A 17,871-nucleotide genomic window follows, 5' to 3' on the forward strand; every position below is an offset into this window, starting at 1 on the left:
GCCGCGCCAGAATGGCCCGGCTTCAACGCCAGCAGTGGCGGCTAGACCGAGCATGCACTAACATTAAGCCCGGATCACCCCATGGGGGCAGACCAAACGGACAAGCTGCTGTTTGCCATTGTCCTTGTTATCTTCGGCTGTGCCATCACGCTCGGGTTCCTCGTCGATCTATCACCCGAGCGGCGCGCGGCGCTGCCCGACTGGATGATCATCGACAGCGTCGCCGAACTCAAGAATCTCTTCTTCCAGATGATTATCCTTTATCTGGTGGTCCATTTCGCCACGCTCGTCGCGGAGACCGACGAGATGCTGCAATGGAACGCATTGGTCTTGCCCGTTTCGATCCTGCTCCTAGCCGGGGCGATGAGACTTATTGCCAGCTCTCCCGGACACGCTGGTCATGGTGAACCAACATTGGTTCCTAAGAAGACATCCGCCTCAATCGATAAGTCGGACGGCTCCTGAATTTGTATAGGCTTTCAAGTCCACAATCCTGGATTTTCTTTGCCACGTAGTGCCGAAATGAGCTGCGCGATGCTGCTCCGAGTGTTCCTTGTAAACAGTGTCCGGTCGGGTTATTGTCCCGATGCTAAAGCAAGAAAATCTCCACTTAGTTGCGAATACAGCTTTCCAAATGTTTGTAGGGAAGTAGTGCATGGAGCTCTTGGACCCGCGTGTTGACGCAGAGTCGGCGCATATTTCAAAAGGACATCCTCCAACATCTGGCACGGTTGCAAAACTGACAACAAAAGCGCATCGGCGGTTTACCGATACAGCGCTCGCGGCGATAGTTGATCGCGGCTCATCCGTTATCAAACTTCCGCGCGAGCGGATTATAACCGTGAGTAGAATGCGGCCGTTGATATTCCTCTGCGTCCTAGCCATTCTGACGGCCTGCGGAGGGTCGAGGGCCAATACCGGGCTTGCGAGCAATCTCGCGTCAACTGATTTTTCCCAGCACGTACTGATTTTCTTGGCGACAAGCCGGAAACCAACTGAAAATGCCGACCAGCCTTATTCCGCGCAACGCTCACTAACGCTCAATATGGCGCGATACGACGTCGGCATTCCCCTTAGCCGTCGAGTAGGTACCGTGTCGACTGGCGGCACTCATCCAGACCCTCGACGTCATTTTGCCGTTGTCTCCTCTTCAGCGATCGATGGGCGTGCCAGATTCGTCCGGCAGATGAATGCTGCACTCAATAGGCTTCCACCGGAAAACCGTGAGATCTTCATTTTCGTCCATGGCTATAACAGCAATGTCAGTGAGAGCCTTTATCGGACGGCGCAGATCGTGAGTGACTTTGGGGTCAAATCGGTACCTTTGTCCTATTCTTGGCCATCCGCGGCGGCACTGCCTCTCTACGTCTTCGATCGCGACAGCTCCATTTTCGCGCGAGGCGGCCTAGCGGAAACGATCCAAATGGCCGCTGAAACGAAAGCGAAAGACATAGTTCTCGTCGGACATTCGATGGGCGCCTTTGTCGTCATGGAAGCGCTAAGGAATCTGGCGATGGAAGGGAAACGAACCTACTTCGCGCGCCTTGGTGGCGTGATCCTTGCAGCACCGGACATCGATGTCGATGTCTTTGAAAGCCAGGTCCACGATATCGGCGTTCTTCCCCATCCCTTTACCATTGTGGTCTCTCAGCGCGACCGGGCACTTTCGGTTTCGAGGTTCCTCGTCGGCGGACATCCGCGCCTCGGCAGCGGTCGCAACATCGATCTTTTGCGGGAAAATGGAATAACCGTGATCGACGCATCGGCAGCAGATGGCGGTGGTCATGGAGTGTTTGCTAGTTCGCAGGCGATGATGAAGCTCGTCGAAAACAGCCGCCTCGCTCGCGACGCGCTTGTTGAGAACAAGGCGACGACGTCCCCATTCACCATCGCTCAGGGTATTGCGTCGTCGCCAATCGCCATTCCGCTGACGGTCTTTCTGCCATCTCGCCTGGTTGGCAATGGCGCTCAATGAGGTCGGGAGAAGAGACAGTGTTGGGTACCTGATGGGCAATGAAACGAGATGCACGGCAAAGACCGAATATGGCGGCCTTGAAGGGATTTGAACTCACGACCCATCTGGGTGAGATCATCAAGCCTTCTTTGCCCATTCCTCCTCGGGAATCGCGACACGCAGGCTGCAATAGGTCTGGCCCGTTCGCTGATTGGTCGTGAGGTCAGCCGCGATCTTGCTAACTCGCCCGTTCAATTCCGGCGTGGGGCGCTGGCTGAACGCTCAGAAACGAAGCGTCATCCTGTCCGATCGTCACTTGATCGATATCCTGAGGGGACAGTTTGAGTTCAGGCATAAGGGCATCATTATCGGGCACGATCCACATGATGGCTTCGTCTGGCGCTACCACTGCTCCCGCGGTCTGCGCGGAAAGCTGGTGGACAATTCCGTCTTGTGGCGCCCGGATATCGATGTGCTTCAAATCATCCTCGGCGGCCATCAACTGATCCAGTGCCATGCCATCTTCGGCGTGGACCTCAAGCAATTTCGGCGAGACGGCCGCCAGTTTGAGACGTTGCTTGACGACGTTGACCGAGACGAAGAACCTCGCGGCGATCTCCTCCTCCGATTGGCCCTTCGCGCGCAGTGTCAGGAAGGCGCGGAACTGGTCGAGCGGATGCAGGAGAGCACGCTGAATGTTTTCCGCAAGACAATCCTCCTCGGCAATGCCTTCTCCACGCTCCACGCATGGTACCGGCGCGGTCTTGGCCAGCCTCTTCTGGCTGACCAACAACTCCAGCGCCCGATAGCGTCGGCCACCGGCGGGGATTTCGTACATGCCTGTCCCGGATGCCAGCTCGTCGGTGACCGGGCGGACGCTGAGGCCCTGCAGCAGATCGCGGCGGGCGATATCTTGTGCCAGCTCCTCGATCGACACTCCGGCTTTCACATACCGGACATTCGACTGGTTCTGAATGAAATGAATTAGTGGCTTTCGCGCGGGACCTTTGCACCGCGTCCTCCAACCAGGAAATCGAGGTCGGCACCGGTGTCGGCCTGCATGACGGTCCGCACGTAGAGCCCCTGATATCCGGAGGTCATAGGCGGCACCGGCTCCCTCCAGGCCGCGCGCCGCCTTGCAAGCTCGTCGTCCGGCACGTCGAGAACCAATGTGCGGGCCTCGACATCGAGCGCAATGAAATCCCCCTGCTCGACGAGCGCCAGCGGGCCGCCGGCAGCAGCTTCCGGCGATATGTGCAACACCACTGTCCCGTAGGCGGTGCCGCTCATGCGGCCATCGGAGACGCGCACCATGTCGCGCACGCCCTTTTCCAAAAGTTTGCTTGGCAGGGCCATGTTGCCGACTTCGGCCATGCCCGGATAGCCGCGTGGACCGGCACCCTTCAGAACGAGAACGGAATTCTCATCGACATCGAGGTTCGGGTCGTCGATCCTGGCATGGAAATCCTCGATATTCTCGAAGACGACGGCCCGGCCACGATGGCGCATCAGATGCGGCGATGCCGCCGACGGCTTGAGCACCGCGCCATCAGGTGCAAGATTGCCCTTGAGGACGGCAATTCCGCCGCTGCCCACGAGTGGATTTGCCCGGCTGCGGATGACATCGGGATTGTGGTTGACGACATCGGCAATATTCTCGCCGACGCTTCCCCCCGACACGGTCAGCGCGTCGAGATGCAAGAGATCGGCGATTTCCTTCATTACCGCGGGGATGCCACCGGCGTAGCAGAAGTCCTCCATGAGGTATTTTCCCGACGGCATCAGGTCGACGATCGTCGGCACGTCGCGCCCGAGCCTGTCCCAGTCCTCCAGAGATAGGTCGACACCGATGCGGCCGGCAATGGCAAGCAGATGAACGACGGCATTGGTCGATCCGCCGACTGCGCCGTTGATCTTGATGGCGTTTTCGAAGGCCTGACGCGTCAGAACCTTCGAAAGCCGCATGTCTTCCTTGACCATCGCAACGGCGCGACGCCCCGTCATGCGGGCGAGACGCGCACGCCGGGCATCGACGGCCGGCCACGCCGCGTTGGTGGGCAGGGCAACACCGAGAGCCTCCACCATCGACGCCATGGTCGAGGCCGTTCCCATGGTCATGCAGTGGCCGGGCGAGCGTGACATGGCGCTTTCCGCATCCATGAATTCCTGCCGGCTCATGGTGCCTGCCCTCACCTCCTCGGAGAATTTCCAGACATCTGTGCCGGAGCCGATCGGCTTGCCGCGAAAATTGCCGTTCAACATCGGGCCGCCGGAAATGACGATCGTCGGCAGATCGCAGCTGGCAGCGCCCATCAGCAGCGACGGCGTGGTCTTGTCGCAGCCGGCCATCAGGATGACGCCATCCATGGGATTGCCGCGGATCGCCTCCTCGACATCCATGGAAGCGAGATTCCTGAAGAGCATCGCCGTCGGCCGCAGATTGGACTCGCCGCAGGAGAAGACCGGAAACTCGAGCGGCAAGCCGCCGGCCTCCAGCACGCCCGCCTTGATATGCGTGACAAGCTCCCGGAAATGGGCGTTGCAGGGCGTGAATTCCGAAAACGTATTGCAGATGCCGATAACGGGGCGGCCGTCGAATACGTCATCCGGCAGACCTCCGTTCTTCATCCATGAGCGATGGATGAAGCCATCCTTGTCGACTCCGCCGAACCACGCCTGCGACCTTCGCCTTGTATCCTCGGTCATGACTGCCTCTTTTTGTATTATGATTTATAGTTTTGCTATACAAATAGACAAACACGGTCAAGCCGAGTTGCGCTTGTGACCACAGACTGAAGACGCTAGACATGTCTCGATTTTTGGGAAAGGCAGATGGCCGGGATGACTTCGGACGCCGACGACGCGAGCCTCGGGACGAGCAAGAGATATCACGATGCAATCGTGCTCGCTTTGGGCGAGCGGATCGTCGGCGGCGCGCTTGCCGCCGGAGCCTCCATCGGAACGGAGCAGGAGCTTTGCGATCATTTCGGGACATCGCGCACCGTCATCCGAGAGGCCATCAAGATCCTGTCGGCCAAGGGCCTTCTCGAAAGCCGCCCGAGGAGCGGCACCAGAGTGACCGATCACTCCGAATGGCTTCTGCTTGATCCGCAGGTCCTCGCATGGAGGCTCGGCGCTAGGACTGGCAGCGAGCGAGCGCGGATCGACCTCTATGAACTCAGGCAATCCTTCGAGCCGGCGGCAGCGGAGCTTGCCGCCGCCCGCGCGACACCGCAGACGCTGCAGAAAATGAAACACGCTCTGCTCGGCATGACCCTCGCCTCGTCGGCGGAAGAAAAGATCGAGCACGACCTCGCATTTCACACCGCCATTTTGGCTGCGACCGGCAATGCCTTCTATCTGGCATTGGGGTCGCTGATCTCGGCGGGGCTGAAACATGTCTTCAAGGTGGGGCTGGAACGCACGGCAAAGGAAGACGAACGCTGGATACGCCGTCACCAGAACGTCTACGAGGCCATTGCCGGCGCCAACGGTCCCGCTGCCGCCGAGCAGATGAGGAACCTGCTGCGCGAAGCGCTGGAGGTCCAGAAGCTCGAACTGCCGCAATCCGAAGGCTAGAAGCAAATCGGCGTCAGAAAGATCCGAGCCTCTTTGCATGTAAGGCAACAAGCTGTTCACCGAACAGCGTCGGGCGCATGGCGGGCGCTCGATCGCTAATCATGAGCCCCGCCCGCTCCGCAAACAGCCGCTTGCCGTAGCACATCAGATGTTCGATCCCCTGCATGACGGCTACAGCAGATGGAAGCATGGCTCGATAGATTTTCTCGGCGCCGACCTCATCCCCGGCACGGAAAGCGTTATACGCCTTGACCGCATAATCGACGAGATCGGGGGCGAGAATATAGCCGGCGCAGCCGGCCCGCAGTCCGTCAAGCAGTTCCAGGCCACCCCGGCCGTTGAAAACAGGCACGCCGGCGCCGATCGCCTCCATCAGCGCCTTGACCTCGACGGCTGATCCTTCCGCCTTGAGCACTCTCACATTGAGGTGGATGGCGCGCAATGCCGCAAGATCCGGACCCGTCAGCCCGCGTCCGAGAAAACCGGGCGCGTTCTGGATCGCCACCGGCAGGGTCGTCGCATCCGCGACGCGGCCAAAGAAGGCAATATATTCGGAGGCGCCGAAACTGCCGACCGGTGGCGGCTGGAGTATGACCCAGTCGGCACCGACCCTTTCCGCGTGCCGGACCTGCTCGACCTGCTCGGCGACCGAGGTGCCGAAGATCGTGAAGGCGAGCGGCAGACGGCCGGCATTGTCTTCGGCAAGCCAGTCCATGACGATCCGGCGCTCGGCAGACGTCAATTTTGAGACTTCGGTCGCTAGGCCGAGCGCGGCAAGACCATGCACGCCTGCCGCCACGCAGATTTCCGTTTGTCGCTTCATCGCCGCCCTGTCTAGCTTCTCGCCGTTGTCGAAGAGGGCATAGAGGATCGCGTGAATGCCGTGCAGTTTTTCGGGTTCGAATGTCATCTTGAATAGCCTTACTGTTTTGAAAGCCGCAGGGCCGGCGCACCCGTGCGGACGATCGCGATGCCGAGGAGACCACCGGCGATCAGTGCCGCCGCCACCAGCGTCAGCGCGATATCATAGCTCCCAGTCGAATCCTTGATCCAGCCGATGACAGGCGGCAGGGCAAGACCGGCGACGTTTGCCAGCGCATTGATGAGCGCGATCGATACGGCGGCCGCGATGCCTGAGACAAACTCTGTGGTGACAGCCCAGAAGATCGGAATGACCGCCCAGTTCAGCGCCACGGAAAGGACGAGCAGCAAATAAGCGAGGCGGGGATCGCCGGCATAGGTGGCGCCCAGAAGGCAGGCACCGGCCAGAGTGAGCGGAAGCCCAAGATGAAGGGCGCGCTCGCCGGAGCGATCGGAGTGCCTGCCGTTGAAGAACATGAAGATGCAGGCGACAAGGAAGGGCACCGCCGAAAGCAGGCTCACTGCCAGATTACCGCCGCCGGACAGGCTCTTGACGATCAGGGGCATGAAAAGCGTGATGCCGATCGTCCCAAAGGCCTGGAGCAGCCAGAAGAAGGCGAGCATCCAGACGCGAGCATTCGAAAATGCCGCGCTCCAGGACGCATGATGCGACACAGGCGCCTTCTCTTCTTCGGCCGCAATGGTTCGTTCAAGGCCAACCTGCTGCTCGGCGGTGAGCCAGGTCGCATCGCGCGGGCGATCGGGAAGAAACTTCAATACGGCGAAGCCCAAGACGATGGCCGGGATGCCTTCGATCAGAAACACCCAGCGCCACCCCGACAGGCCGAGAGTGCCGTGCGCATTGAGCAGCAGGCCGGAGAGCGGCAGGCCGATGACCGAGGCGAGCGCTGCGCCGATATAGAAGAAGGACATGGCGTTGGCCCTGTCGCGCGATGGATACCATTTCGCCAGAAAGAAGATGATGCCCGGCGTGAATCCGGCCTCGGCCGCACCGAGAAGGAGGCGCATTCCATAGAGCTGGTGAGCGCTGGAAATGAACGCCATGCCGGCAGCAATAATGCCCCAGCTGACCATGATGCGGGCGATCCAGCGGCGCGCGCCGAACCGGGCCAGCAACATGTTACTCGGTATTTCGAAGACGATATAGGTCGCGAAGAATATGCCGGCCGCGAACCCGTACATCTGGCTCGTCAGACCGAGTTCCTCGTTCATTCCAAGCGCGGCGACCGAGATGTTGGAGCGGTCGATATAGGCGACCAGATAGAGCAGCATCAGGAACGGCAGGATGCGCAGATTGATGCGGCGGACGGCCTCTCTATTGGTATCGAATTTCATTTCCCCCTCCACGGCATTCATTGACGCCTTACAAACATCATACCTTTAACATATGATGTTTGTAAGGCAACATGCTATTTGCTTTTGCCCGCGCATTCTGATTGGTCTCGTTGGTGAAGGAGGCGAAGGACCGACGCATGACCAAGACAAAGCCGAACAGGACAACGGCCCTGGTGGAAGCTCTCGGCATCCGCATCGCATCCGGACAGATCCCGCCCGGTAGCTATCTTCCCTCGGAAGGCGAGCTGGAGCAGGAATTCGGCGTCAGCCGTACGGTCGTGCGCGAAGCGGCGAAGATATTGTCGGCCAAGGGTCTCGTGACCGTCAGGCAGCGCACGGGTACACGCGTAGAACCGCGGGAGCGATGGCAATGGCTCGATGGGGAATTGATCGGATGGCTGTCGCGGGGGCGGATCTCGCATGATGAGCTTATGGCTTTTGCCGAAGCCCGCCAGATTATCGAGCCAGGGGCTGCGGCGCTCGCAGCATTGCGGGCAACGGATCTGGAACGTCAGGCAATCCTCGACACCTATCACCGGATGGCGCGGGACCAGAATGACCCGCTCGCCGCCGTCGCCGCCGACAAGGCCTTTCACATGTCGATCCTTGCCGCGACGCATAATCCCGTGCTGCAGAGCCTGCGCCAGGCAATCGAATCCATTCTTGATGCTGTTTTCCCGCATACGGTCGGGGCATTTGCGGCCAATCTCGAAAACCACGCCGCAGTCGCCACGGCAATCGCCGCAGGAGACAGTGCTGGCGCCAGGCGCGCCATGGAGGCCGTTCTTGACCGGACCTCAGGCTTCCTTGGACAGGCGCGGGATCACGCGGCATCATAACCATCAAGGTTCGGCAGCAGGGACGAAGGCAATCAATGTACTGATGGACGCGAAAGGACCGGACCGCGAAAGGGGGTTCGCCCCTCGTAAACGGACGCTCTCACGGCCGGTCCCACATTTCCCGCGGGCCAGGCCCGCAAGAGGCGGCGCTTTTGCGCGCGCATTGCGGCAATATATTGACTACCGCTAAAAAATAACCACCCAAATCAAATCACGCAATACTGGTTCCCATTGCGGCCTCGCGCGTAGATAGTGATCCTGGGCACCCTCCTCGGGGTCGCCCATCGATTTCCCTCAATCGGCGGGGCGCCTTATGACAACCGCAAGATCGATCCCTCGCTCCACCATCGAAACGGCGCGGCTCCGTTTGCGCCCTACCTCGGCGGCCGACGCAAGACGCGCATTCGAAATCCAGAGCGATTGGAACGTGACGCGCATGCTGAGCAACGCCTGTTATCCTCCGAACGCGCACGATATCGAAAGCTGGTTTTCCAGCCACGAGCGCGAATGGGCCGAAGGCACCGCCTATCGCTTCGCTATAGAGCAAGGGGAAGGAGTGATCGGCGTCGTCGACGTCGACGGCATTGCCGGCAGCAATGGCAGCCTCGGCTATTGGCTGGAAAGTCCGTCCTGGGGCAAGGGCTACGCGTTCGAGGCAGCGCAAGCGCTGATCGGCTTCGTCTTTTCTGAAGTCGGCCTGTTGACCCTGGAATCCGGCCATGCGGCCGACAATCCGGCATCCGGACGGGTGTTGACCAGACTGGGCTTCACGCCAATCGCCAGCAGGGAGCTTTTCTCACGAGCGCGCCGTGAAACCATCGTCCAGTGCTGCTACACGCTTGGGCGAGGTTCCACTTTGTGCTCCCAATAGCGATACACCGGACCAACGGCTGCGTGTTCGAACTGATGCGAAGTTTCTGTTCCGCCAACTTGCATGTCATCGCCGCGCCGAAGCGATCCGGGCGGCAACCGCGCTTGGCTGGTTGTGACGACGGCAATTGGCGGCTCAGACCAGGCGAGCCTTGTCGGCATCCTCCTGCAAGGCGCGACTGGCACCGCTGTCTTCAGCACCGAGAACGGCGTAGCCGATACTGGCAAAGTGCGAGTTGACGAGCTTGAGATCGCGCAAGGTCGCCAGGAACAGGCTGCTCGAACCGAGCAGCGCCGGGTTGGCGCCGCCAAGGCGGGCGAGATGATCCTTCGCAGCCCCCCGTTCGGCTTCGTTGAGGTGACGCTTGGCGTCCACCAGTTCCTGAGCCGAGCGCGGATCTTCCGTCGTCAATGTTGACAACGCCAGCCGCAGGTCCGCTGCGACCTCGGCTTGGATCGTTTGCAGGGCGGCATGGTCGGCTGCGTTGATCGTCCCCTCGGCCCGCCGCGTGATCTGCTCCAGGCAACGCTCGAGAATATCGCCGGCATGCCCGAGATTGACGGCGAATTCGATGACGTCGGACAGGCGGCCGGCATCGCGATCGGTCAGCTCCGACGGCTCCAGCCGGGCGAGATAGGCCTTGACGGCCTCATGCAGCATATCGAGTTCCTTGCCAAGCCGGACGGCTTGCGACGTCGCCTGCTTGTCGGGTCGGGAGAGATCGGCTGGCACGAGTCGCAGCAGCGCTTCGACGAGATCGCCCATGCGCAGGATTTCGCGCGCAGCGCTCGCAAGGGCGAGGTAGGGCGTCTCCAGCACCGACTTGTCGAGAAAGAGCGGGCGCGCCGCATCTCCCGCCGGCTTGATCTTCTCGGGAAACAGCCTGACCAGCAAGGTCTGGGTCGGCCCGAGCAGACCGACGCAGGCAACCGCCAGCACGGCATTGAAGGCCAGATGGAAATTCGTCAGCATCGATGCCGGGTCGGCCATATACTTCTGCAAGATATCCGCGAGAGGATGCAGAAAGGGCAGCACGACCACGCAGCCGATCGCACGGAACAGAAGATTGCCCATCGGCACGCGGCGGTTGGCCGGATTGGCCGCATTCGTTTCGAAAACCGGGGGCAGCGCACCGCCGAGATTGGCGCCGAGAACCAATGCGAGGCCAGCGGTCGGCGTCACGACATTGCCGGCGGCAAGCCCCACCAGCAACAGCATCACCGCGACACTGGAATGCGCTGCGAATGTGAGAGCGGCAGCCAGCAATATGTCGAGCACCGGATCGCCGGTAATGGCATCGAGGATGCTCCGCAGCGCAGGAGCGGTGCTGACCGGCTGGATCGTCTGCACGAGTTCATGCAGGGCAAGCAGCATCAAGCCAAGCCCGATGCCGACGCGCCCGAGGTGGCGCACACGCCCCTTCGGCCCCCGCTTGAACGCGATGTAGCCGATCAGCAGCAACAGAGGGGAGATGAAGGAAACGTCGAAGGAGAGCGCCTTGACGATCAGGGCCGTGCCGACATTGGCGCCCAGCATGACCGCCAGAGCCGGCACGAGAGCAACCGCACCACGCGCGGCAAAGGAGGTGACCATCATGACCGTCGCGGTACTGCTCTGAAGCAGCATCGTCACACCTGCGCCAGCAGCAACAGCGACCAAACGATTGCGCAGCGCACGGCCGAGCACGCGCCTCAGATCGGAGCCGAAGGCTTTTTCTATGCCGCCTTGCACCATGCGCATTCCCCAAAGGAGGAGTGCGACGTGCCCCATGAGTTCCAAGATGACGAGACTACCGGTCATGACACGTTATCCGGTTGAGAATGAAAACAGTGGTAGCTGAACACCGGCGGCTCATGCCGCCGAGGATCGTCATTTTCGACGTGAGACGCTTCCGTTACGGCTAGGCTCCGCCCCCGCCGTTGGCAATCGACCACACGCAAAAGTATCATGCCAATTGTAACAATGAGATAACCGCGCCGCGCGAGCATCCACGCGCGTTATGGCGCCTGATACGTCATTCTTGATGATGGCCAATTCGAAGGTAATGGTCATGATGCCGACCTCCTGGTTCGATGGTTGCTCGAACCCAGGAGGCCAGACCGCGGATCAACGCCGGCTGCGTTGGCCCTTGCGGTCACATGGCCTGCCCGGGCGTCGGGTCAGTACGACGAATGCATCCGACGAGCGTCGACTGTCGCATTCCGTGTGCTGGCGATCAGATCGCGGGTTCATGTGGTCCTCTGTGATATCGCGCGCCCGGTTAGAATCGGGCGTCCCGAAATGCGAGAATTCAGTATGAATTGCTGTATACGCCACTGCAAAATCGGATCAATCGATACCATGGTATAATCAGCCGGGCCGGAAGCGGATCGCGCCGGTGCAACCATGGCTCTATGGCGCAGACTGCCCGGCCTCCGGCTGGCTCGAGGCCTGCTTGGGCGGGACGTTACCGTTCTGCTCGGCACGATCGCGATGCAACGCCGCACGGGCGAGCAACATGAAGGTCACCGGCGTCGTGACCGTGACGAAAATACCGATCAGCAATTCATGAATGACGAGCGTTCGCGTCGAGATCGAAAAGAATACCATCGACGCGATCATGATCGCCCCGATACCGCCGCTCGTTCCGAGTGTCGGCGCGTGGATGCGCTCGTAAAACGTTCCGAGCCTTAGAAACCCAATCGCACCGACAAGCGTCAGGAAGGCGCCGACCACGAGAAGTCCGCCGACCGGGATCGCGGCCCACAGAGGTATGTTTTCAAAAGGCGCGCTCATTCGATCACCTCTCCACGCATCAGGAATTTTGCGAGTGCAACTGTTGCGACGAAACCCAGCATGCCGATGACGAGCGCCGCCTCGAAATAGACGACGCGACCCGTGCCGATGCCAAAGGTCAACAACAGCAGCATCGCATTCACATAGAGCGTATCGAGGGCGATGATGCGATCCTGCGCGCGCGGCCCGCGAAACATGCGAATGGAAGCGATCGCCATCGCCGCCACGATCATCAGCTGCGCGGCCGCGACGGATATCTGGATGATCATAGCGCTCATGCGAATATCTCCATCAGCAGGCTTTCATAGCGATTGGCGACGGTATCGCGCCATTGCGCCTCGTTTTCGAGGTCGAGCACATGCAGCAGCACGGTATTGTCGTTGGAATCATATTCGAGCCACGCTGAACCCGGCGTGCTGGTGAGAATGACCGCAAGCAGCGCCAGCGGGATCTGATCCCGCACCCTGAGCTCGAGAACCACGAAGCCCGGCGTTGCCTTGCGCGAGCGCCCTCTCAGGATGATCCAGGCCACCTGCACGTTCGATTTCAGGACGTCGAAAACGACCCGTAAGAAGAGCTTGGGCAGCAGATACCACTTCTTGAGGCGCGGCTTTTCGGGCCGTAACGACGCCATCCCCCAGGAGGCGAAAACAGCGACTATAATGCCAAGGATAAGCTGACCAAGCGTGAAGCCATTCAACAACAGCCACATCAGGATCAGGCTCAGCGCCAGGAGCGGATAGGGCAGCATTACAGACCTCCCGCTTTTACTGGCGCAACCACCACGGCATTGCGAACCGCATCGACATAGACGTTGGGGTCGCTGAGCATGCGGATGGTCGCATCCATATACTGCATGACAGGGCCAGCCCAGATGGTCAGCGCCAGCGTCAATGCGAGCAGGCCCATGACCGGGAATATCTCGATGACGAGCACGCGCGGAACCGTACCCTCAAGCGAGCTCCAGAATGTCCGAATGCCGGCACGCGTCATGGCGATCAGGGCGGCAATACCGGAGAGAATGACGAGCAGGATCAACACCCAGACGGCAGCGCTCGGCGGAATGCCGATCGCACCGGTTCCCATCATGGCCGAAAGCATGGCGAACTTGGCGACGAAGCCCGAAAGCGGCGGCAGGCCGGCGAGCAGAACGCCGCAGGCGGCAAAGCAGATGCCAAGCATCGCCATGGTGCCGGGCATGGTCACACCGTCGCCTTCAGCCGGCTCCTTCTCCTCGGCATCGCCATATGCCTCCATTGTGACGGCGAGAACGCTGGCACCCGCATCCTGGCCGCGCTCCACGAGCTCGATCAGCATGAAGAAGGCGCTGATCGTCAGCGTCGAACTGACGAGATACATCAGCGCGCCGGACGAGATGGAACCATCATTGATACCGATCACCATCAGCAGCGTACCGGACGAGACCAGCACCGAAAAGCCGGCCAAGCGGCCAAGTGCCTGCGATGCCAGGACGCCGACCGTTCCAAAGATCAGCGTCGCCATGCCGCCGTAAAGAAGCACGGTTGCGCCGAAGCCGGCGGAAGGGCCGGCGCTGAACAGAAGCATCGTCAGCCGCAGGATGACATAAATGCCGAGCTTGCTGAGAATGGCGAATATGCCGGCAACCGGCGCAGAAGCCGCGCTATAGGCCGTCGGCAGCCAGAAGCAGAGCGGCCACATGCCGGCCTTGATGAGGAACGCAATGCCGAGCACGCCGGCGCCGGCCTGCATCAGCATGCGGCGATCGGCCGACATTTCCGGGATGCGCACGGCGAGATCCGCCATGTTCAGCGTTCCCGCCGTGCCGTAGATCAGGCTGACGCCGATGAGGAAGAGCAGTGCGGCCGCCAGATTGACGGCGATATAATGCATGCCCGCCTTGACCCTGAGCGGCCCGGAGCCGTGCAGCAGCAGGCCATAGGACGCCGCCAGCATGACCTCGAAGAAGACGAAGAGATTGAAGAGGTCGCCGGTCAGGAAGGCGCCGTTGACGCCCATCAGCAGCAGCTGGAACATGGTGTGGAAATGCGCGCCGACCGCGTGCCAGCGCGCCAGCGAGAAAATCAGAGCGGCGACGGCGACAACGGATGTCAGCAGCAGCATGAGCGCCGACAGCCCGTCGAGCACGAGCACGATGCCGAAGGGTGCGCTCCAGTTTCCGAGCAGATAGGCGCGCTCCTGGCCGGCCGGTCCACCTTCCGCATGGAAGAGCGCAAGAGCGATACCCACCAGCAGGAGCGTTGCCGCCAGGCTGATGAGCGCCTTCAGCGTGCGCGAGCGCTCGTCGATGAACACGAGTAGCGCGCCCGCGACCAGCGGAACGAGGATCGGCGCGATGATGAGATGGTGCGACCAGCCTGTCATTTCCGATCGCTCCTTCCATCGACGTGGTCAGTGCCGGTCAGGCCGCGCGAGGCAAGCAGCACGACGAGGAACAAGGCCGTCGTCGCAAAGCCGATGACGATCGCCGTCAGCACCAGGGCCTGAGGCACCGGGTCGGCCAAGGCGCGCGTTGCCGCGCCGTCGCCGAGCAACGGCGGCACGTTCGTTTTCACGCCGCCGACGCCGAAGATGAAGAGATTGACTGCATAGGACAGAAGCGACAGCCCGATGATAACCTGATAGGTGCGCGGACGCAGGATCAGCCAGACGCCGCAGGCCGTCATCACACCGATCGCAATGGACAAGATGAGTTCCATCAATCCCCCTTTGCCTTGTCGGTATCGAGCGCCCGCAGGCGGTTGATACGGATCGACTGGTGCGCGAGTGCCACGAGGATCAGAACTGTCGCCCCCACAACGAGCATGAAAACGCCAAGATCGAAGAGCAGCGCGCTTGCCGCCGGCACCTTGCCGATCAACGGCACGTCGAGATACTGGAAATGCGAGGTGAGGAACGGATAGCCGAAGAACCAGGCACCGATACCCGTCGCCGTGGCAATCAGAAGACCGGCGCCCATCCATCGCAGCGGCAGGATGCGGATGCGATCCTCCGCCCAGCGCGTGCCGCCGGCCAGATATTGCAGCAGGAAGGCGATCGAGAGCGTCAAACCGGCCGCGAAGCCGCCGCCCGGCGCGTCATGCCCTCGCATGAAGATATAGACCGACAAGGCAATCACGAAGGGGAACATCCACTGCATGATGACCGAAGGAACGAGCATATAATCGCGGACCGTATCGCCAGCCGAACGTTCGGGCCGCTCCTCGTCGAAACGGTTCTGGATCTGCTGCTGCTCCGGCATCTCCATGCTGTCGGGAGCAGGGCGGAAACGGCGCAGCAGCGCATAGACGGTCAGGGCGACGACACCGAGGACGGCGATTTCACCCAGAGTATCGAAGCCACGGAAATCGACGAGAATGACGTTGACGACGTTGCGGCCGCCGCCCTTCGAATAGGCGTTTTCAAGGAAATAATTTGCGATGGCGTCTGGTACCGGCATGGTCATGACGGCGTAAGAGACGAACATCATGCCGACTCCGCAGACAACGGCCAGCGCCAGATCGCGGAAGCGGCGGAAACGGGCGCGCAGGTCGACCGTGTCGTCGATCCCTTCCGTCCGCTTCGGCAGCCAGCGCAGTCCCAGCAGGATCAGAACCGTCGTGACGATCTCGACGAGAAGCTGTGTGATGGCGAGATCAGGCGCGGACAGCCAGATGAATGTCATGCAGACGATCAGCCCGACCCCGCCCAGCATCACCAAGGCGGCAAGGCGTTGATACTTGGCAAAGAAGGCAGTGCCGATGGCAAGGCAGATCCCGATCGCCCAGACGGAGGCAAAGACCGGGTCGGCGCCCGAGAAGGAAAAATGCTTCGCCTCGAAACCGGACAGATAGAGCGGGAGGAGGCCAGCTGCAAAGCCGGTCGCCACGACCCAGCGAAGCTGCGGCTGCAGCTTGCGCGTGCCGATCCGCTTTTCGGCCGTTCTCGCCCAGTGCCAGGAGACTTCAACCAGCACCCGTTCGAAGATGCGCTGCCCCTTCAGACGACGGAAAATGGGAGGCCCATCGTCGCATCGCGACAGATAATCCTTGAAGACAAAATAGAACACCGTTCCGCCGACCAGTGCGATGATGCTCATGACGAGCGGCAGATTGAAGCCGTGCCAGAGCGAGAGGCTGTATTGCGGCGTATCGGCATTGAGAACGCTGACAACGGCTGCATGCAGGAAGGGCGCGACCGAAAGAGCTGGCACAATGCCGACGACCAAGCACACCACGACCAGAAGCTCGATCGGGAAGCGCATCCAGCGCGGTGGCTCATGCGGCTTGGCGATCGGCAGATCTGATGGCGCCGGTCCGAAGAAGACCGTTTGAATGAAGCGCAGCGAATAGGCGACGCTGAAGGCGCTTGCGAGCGTCGCCACATAAGGCAGCATCCGGTCGAGAATGGAATCGGCATGGGTTTCGATCGCCTCGGCGAAGAACATCTCCTTCGACAGGAAGCCGTTGAGCAGCGGAACGCCGGCCATGGCGGCGCTCGCGACGATCGCCAGCGATCCGGTGAACGGCATGTAACGGAACAGCCCGCTCAAACGGCGCATATCACGCGTGCCGGTTTCATGATCGATGATGCCGGCGGCCATGAACAGTGACGCCTTGAAGGTCGCGTGGTTCACCATGTGGAAGATGGCGGCGACGGTCGCAAGCGGGCTGCCGAGACTGAGCAAGGTGGTGATGAGGCCGAGATGGCTGATCGTCGAATAGGCCAGCAGTCCCTTGAGGTCCTGCTGGAACATCGCGAAATAGGCGCCGAGCAGCAGCGTTATGATCCCGCATGCGCCGACGATGTAAAACCACTCGTTCGTACCCGCCAGAACCGGCCAGAAGCGCGCAAGCAGGAAGACGCCGGCTTTTACCAGCGTGGCGGAATGCAGATAGGCCGAGACGGGCGTCGGAGCCGCCATGGCATTCGGAAGCCAGAAATGGAAAGGGAACTGCGCGCTCTTCGTCAGCGCGCCGAGTAGGATCAGCACCAGCGCCGGCAAATAAAGGGGGTGGTTGCGGATGATGTCGCCCGAAGCGAGGATCTTGTCCAAATCATAGCTGCCGACAATATGGCCAAGCAGGATCAGCCCGATCAGCAGGCAGAACCCGCCGATCCCGGTGATCGTCAGCGCCATGCGGGCGCCGTCGCGCGCGGCGGCGGTATTGTGCCAATAGCTGATCAGCAGGAAGGAAAAGATGCTCGTCAGCTCCCAGAATATCGAGAGCAGGATGACATTGCCCGACAGCACGATGCCGAGCATCGCCCCCATGAAGGCAAGCAGGAAGGAGAAGAAGCGGGGAACCGGGTCCTCCTCCGACATGTAGTAGCGGGCGTAGACGATGACGAGAAAGCCGATGGCGGTGATGACAACTGAAAACAGCCAGGCGAAGCCATCCATTCTCAGGCTGAAATTGAGCCCCAGCTGTGGCAGCCATTCTATGCTGTAGCGGACCACGCCGCCGTCAGCGACAGCCGGGTAGAAACTCGCGGAAATCAGGAGCGCCAGAAATGTGACAGTGCCGGCGATCCAGGCCGGACCGCGCCGCGACTGCGTACGCAACAGGCATACAGAAAGAAGACTTCCGATAAACGGCAGAGCCAAAAGTGCTAGAATAAGAATAGGCCCGTTCGTTATCCCAAAACGTCATTCC

General features: G+C 60.8%; 15 protein-coding genes and 2 pseudogenes. 5 read left to right on the forward strand and 12 right to left on the reverse strand.

Going from position 1 to position 17,871, the window contains the following annotated elements; all coding sequences use genetic code 11:
- Window positions 1-96 precede the first annotated feature (96 nt).
- Both ACIQWP_RS00005 and ACIQWP_RS00010 read left to right on the forward strand, forming a co-directional pair.
- Window positions 97-465: pseudogene (locus tag ACIQWP_RS00005) on the forward strand (YqhA family protein); the annotation flags it as partial.
- 190 nt (window positions 466-655) lie between these two features.
- Window positions 656-1,975, forward strand: coding sequence for an alpha/beta hydrolase (locus ACIQWP_RS00010; protein WP_402780436.1), 1,320 nt, complete (start codon window positions 656-658; stop codon window positions 1,973-1,975).
- A 217-nt stretch (window positions 1,976-2,192) separates the two neighbouring features.
- Here the strand turns inward: ACIQWP_RS00010 and ACIQWP_RS00015 are convergent, their stop codons facing one another.
- The 3 genes and pseudogenes from ACIQWP_RS00015 to ACIQWP_RS00025 form a co-directional block, all read right to left on the reverse strand.
- Entirely contained in the window at window positions 2,193-2,471 is a 279-nt protein-coding gene (locus ACIQWP_RS00015) for an HlyD family efflux transporter periplasmic adaptor subunit (protein ID WP_402782663.1), read from the reverse strand.
- Window positions 2,448-2,924 (reverse strand): annotated as a pseudogene (locus ACIQWP_RS00020) (ParB/RepB/Spo0J family partition protein); the annotation flags it as partial. The gene ACIQWP_RS00015 and the pseudogene ACIQWP_RS00020, both read right to left, overlap by 24 nt.
- A 14-nt stretch (window positions 2,925-2,938) precedes the next feature.
- Complete coding sequence (locus tag ACIQWP_RS00025) at window positions 2,939-4,660, reverse strand: IlvD/Edd family dehydratase (protein ID WP_402780439.1); 1,722 nt, start codon at window positions 4,658-4,660, stop codon at window positions 2,939-2,941.
- 126 nt (window positions 4,661-4,786) lie between these two features.
- On the opposite strand from ACIQWP_RS00025, the gene ACIQWP_RS00030 reads away from it, so the two are divergent.
- A complete protein-coding gene (locus tag ACIQWP_RS00030; RefSeq protein WP_402780442.1) occupies window positions 4,787-5,533 on the forward strand; it encodes a FadR/GntR family transcriptional regulator in 747 nt (248 codons plus the stop codon).
- Between the two features lie 13 nt (window positions 5,534-5,546).
- Here the strand turns inward: ACIQWP_RS00030 and ACIQWP_RS00035 are convergent, their stop codons facing one another.
- Together ACIQWP_RS00035 and ACIQWP_RS00040 are read right to left on the reverse strand one after the other, a co-directional pair.
- Window positions 5,547-6,443, reverse strand: a complete 897-nt coding sequence (locus tag ACIQWP_RS00035) for a dihydrodipicolinate synthase family protein (RefSeq protein ID WP_402780445.1) — start codon at window positions 6,441-6,443, stop codon at window positions 5,547-5,549.
- 11 nt (window positions 6,444-6,454) lie between these two features.
- Complete coding sequence (locus ACIQWP_RS00040) at window positions 6,455-7,750, reverse strand: MFS transporter (RefSeq protein ID WP_402780448.1); 1,296 nt, start codon at window positions 7,748-7,750, stop codon at window positions 6,455-6,457.
- Between the two features lie 137 nt (window positions 7,751-7,887).
- On the opposite strand from ACIQWP_RS00040, the gene ACIQWP_RS00045 reads away from it, so the two are divergent.
- Window positions 7,888-8,589 (forward strand): FadR/GntR family transcriptional regulator, encoded by a 702-nt coding sequence (locus tag ACIQWP_RS00045; RefSeq protein WP_402780451.1) that lies wholly within the window; start codon window positions 7,888-7,890, stop codon window positions 8,587-8,589.
- Window positions 8,590-8,902: 313 nt separating this feature from the next.
- The gene (locus ACIQWP_RS00050; RefSeq protein WP_402780454.1) at window positions 8,903-9,460 is read left to right on the forward strand and encodes a GNAT family N-acetyltransferase; all 558 of its coding nucleotides are present in this window, start codon (window positions 8,903-8,905) and stop codon (window positions 9,458-9,460) included.
- A gap of 135 nt (window positions 9,461-9,595) precedes the next feature.
- Here the strand turns inward: ACIQWP_RS00050 and ACIQWP_RS00055 are convergent, their stop codons facing one another.
- The 7 genes from ACIQWP_RS00055 to ACIQWP_RS00085 all read right to left on the reverse strand — a co-directional run bounded on the left by ACIQWP_RS00055 (window position 9,596) and on the right by ACIQWP_RS00085 (window position 17,855).
- Window positions 9,596-11,260, reverse strand: a complete 1,665-nt coding sequence (locus ACIQWP_RS00055) for a Na/Pi cotransporter family protein (protein ID WP_402780457.1) — start codon at window positions 11,258-11,260, stop codon at window positions 9,596-9,598.
- Window positions 11,261-11,851: 591 nt separating this feature from the next.
- Window positions 11,852-12,235: a monovalent cation/H(+) antiporter subunit G gene (mnhG, locus tag ACIQWP_RS00060; protein ID WP_402780460.1), complete on the reverse strand. Its 384-nt coding sequence runs from the start codon at window positions 12,233-12,235 to the stop codon at window positions 11,852-11,854.
- Window positions 12,232-12,513, reverse strand: coding sequence for a K+/H+ antiporter subunit F (locus ACIQWP_RS00065; RefSeq protein ID WP_068393522.1), 282 nt, complete (start codon window positions 12,511-12,513; stop codon window positions 12,232-12,234). The genes mnhG and ACIQWP_RS00065 overlap by 4 nt, the downstream gene beginning before the upstream one ends.
- Complete coding sequence (locus ACIQWP_RS00070; protein ID WP_402780473.1) at window positions 12,510-12,986, reverse strand: Na+/H+ antiporter subunit E; 477 nt, start codon at window positions 12,984-12,986, stop codon at window positions 12,510-12,512. Before ACIQWP_RS00070 ends, ACIQWP_RS00065 begins: the two co-directional genes overlap by 4 nt.
- Window positions 12,986-14,599: a monovalent cation/H+ antiporter subunit D gene (locus ACIQWP_RS00075; RefSeq protein ID WP_402780476.1), complete on the reverse strand. Its 1,614-nt coding sequence runs from the start codon at window positions 14,597-14,599 to the stop codon at window positions 12,986-12,988. Before ACIQWP_RS00075 ends, ACIQWP_RS00070 begins: the two co-directional genes overlap by 1 nt.
- Window positions 14,596-14,934 carry a Na+/H+ antiporter subunit C gene (locus ACIQWP_RS00080; protein ID WP_402780479.1) on the reverse strand — a complete coding sequence of 113 codons (339 nt, stop codon included), beginning with the start codon at window positions 14,932-14,934 and terminating at the stop codon, window positions 14,596-14,598. The genes ACIQWP_RS00075 and ACIQWP_RS00080 overlap by 4 nt, the downstream gene beginning before the upstream one ends.
- On the reverse strand, window positions 14,934-17,855 hold the full coding sequence (locus tag ACIQWP_RS00085; RefSeq protein WP_402782665.1) for a monovalent cation/H+ antiporter subunit A: 2,922 nt from the start codon (window positions 17,853-17,855) through the stop codon (window positions 14,934-14,936). Before ACIQWP_RS00085 ends, ACIQWP_RS00080 begins: the two co-directional genes overlap by 1 nt.
- Window positions 17,856-17,871: the final 16 nt, after the last annotated feature.

Source organism: Rhizobium sp. NPDC090279, from assembly GCF_044769665.1.
Taxonomy (GTDB): Bacteria; Pseudomonadota; Alphaproteobacteria; order Rhizobiales; family Rhizobiaceae; genus Rhizobium.

Coding starts and splice junctions, on each gene's coding strand:
- ACIQWP_RS00010 (WP_402780436.1), top strand. CDS start 656: ATGGAGCTCTTGGACCCGCGTGTTGACGCAGAGTCGGCGCATATTTCA.
- ACIQWP_RS00015 (WP_402782663.1), bottom strand. CDS start 2,471: ATGGCACTGGATCAGTTGATGGCCGCCGAGGATGATTTGAAGCACATC.
- ACIQWP_RS00025 (WP_402780439.1), bottom strand. CDS start 4,660: ATGACCGAGGATACAAGGCGAAGGTCGCAGGCGTGGTTCGGCGGAGTC.
- ACIQWP_RS00030 (WP_402780442.1), top strand. CDS start 4,787: ATGGCCGGGATGACTTCGGACGCCGACGACGCGAGCCTCGGGACGAGC.
- ACIQWP_RS00035 (WP_402780445.1), bottom strand. CDS start 6,443: ATGACATTCGAACCCGAAAAACTGCACGGCATTCACGCGATCCTCTAT.
- ACIQWP_RS00040 (WP_402780448.1), bottom strand. CDS start 7,750: ATGAAATTCGATACCAATAGAGAGGCCGTCCGCCGCATCAATCTGCGC.
- ACIQWP_RS00045 (WP_402780451.1), top strand. CDS start 7,888: ATGACCAAGACAAAGCCGAACAGGACAACGGCCCTGGTGGAAGCTCTC.
- ACIQWP_RS00050 (WP_402780454.1), top strand. CDS start 8,903: ATGACAACCGCAAGATCGATCCCTCGCTCCACCATCGAAACGGCGCGG.
- ACIQWP_RS00055 (WP_402780457.1), bottom strand. CDS start 11,260: ATGACCGGTAGTCTCGTCATCTTGGAACTCATGGGGCACGTCGCACTC.
- mnhG (WP_402780460.1), bottom strand. CDS start 12,235: ATGAGCGCGCCTTTTGAAAACATACCTCTGTGGGCCGCGATCCCGGTC.
- ACIQWP_RS00065 (WP_068393522.1), bottom strand. CDS start 12,513: ATGAGCGCTATGATCATCCAGATATCCGTCGCGGCCGCGCAGCTGATG.
- ACIQWP_RS00070 (WP_402780473.1), bottom strand. CDS start 12,986: ATGCTGCCCTATCCGCTCCTGGCGCTGAGCCTGATCCTGATGTGGCTG.
- ACIQWP_RS00075 (WP_402780476.1), bottom strand. CDS start 14,599: ATGACAGGCTGGTCGCACCATCTCATCATCGCGCCGATCCTCGTTCCG.
- ACIQWP_RS00080 (WP_402780479.1), bottom strand. CDS start 14,934: ATGGAACTCATCTTGTCCATTGCGATCGGTGTGATGACGGCCTGCGGC.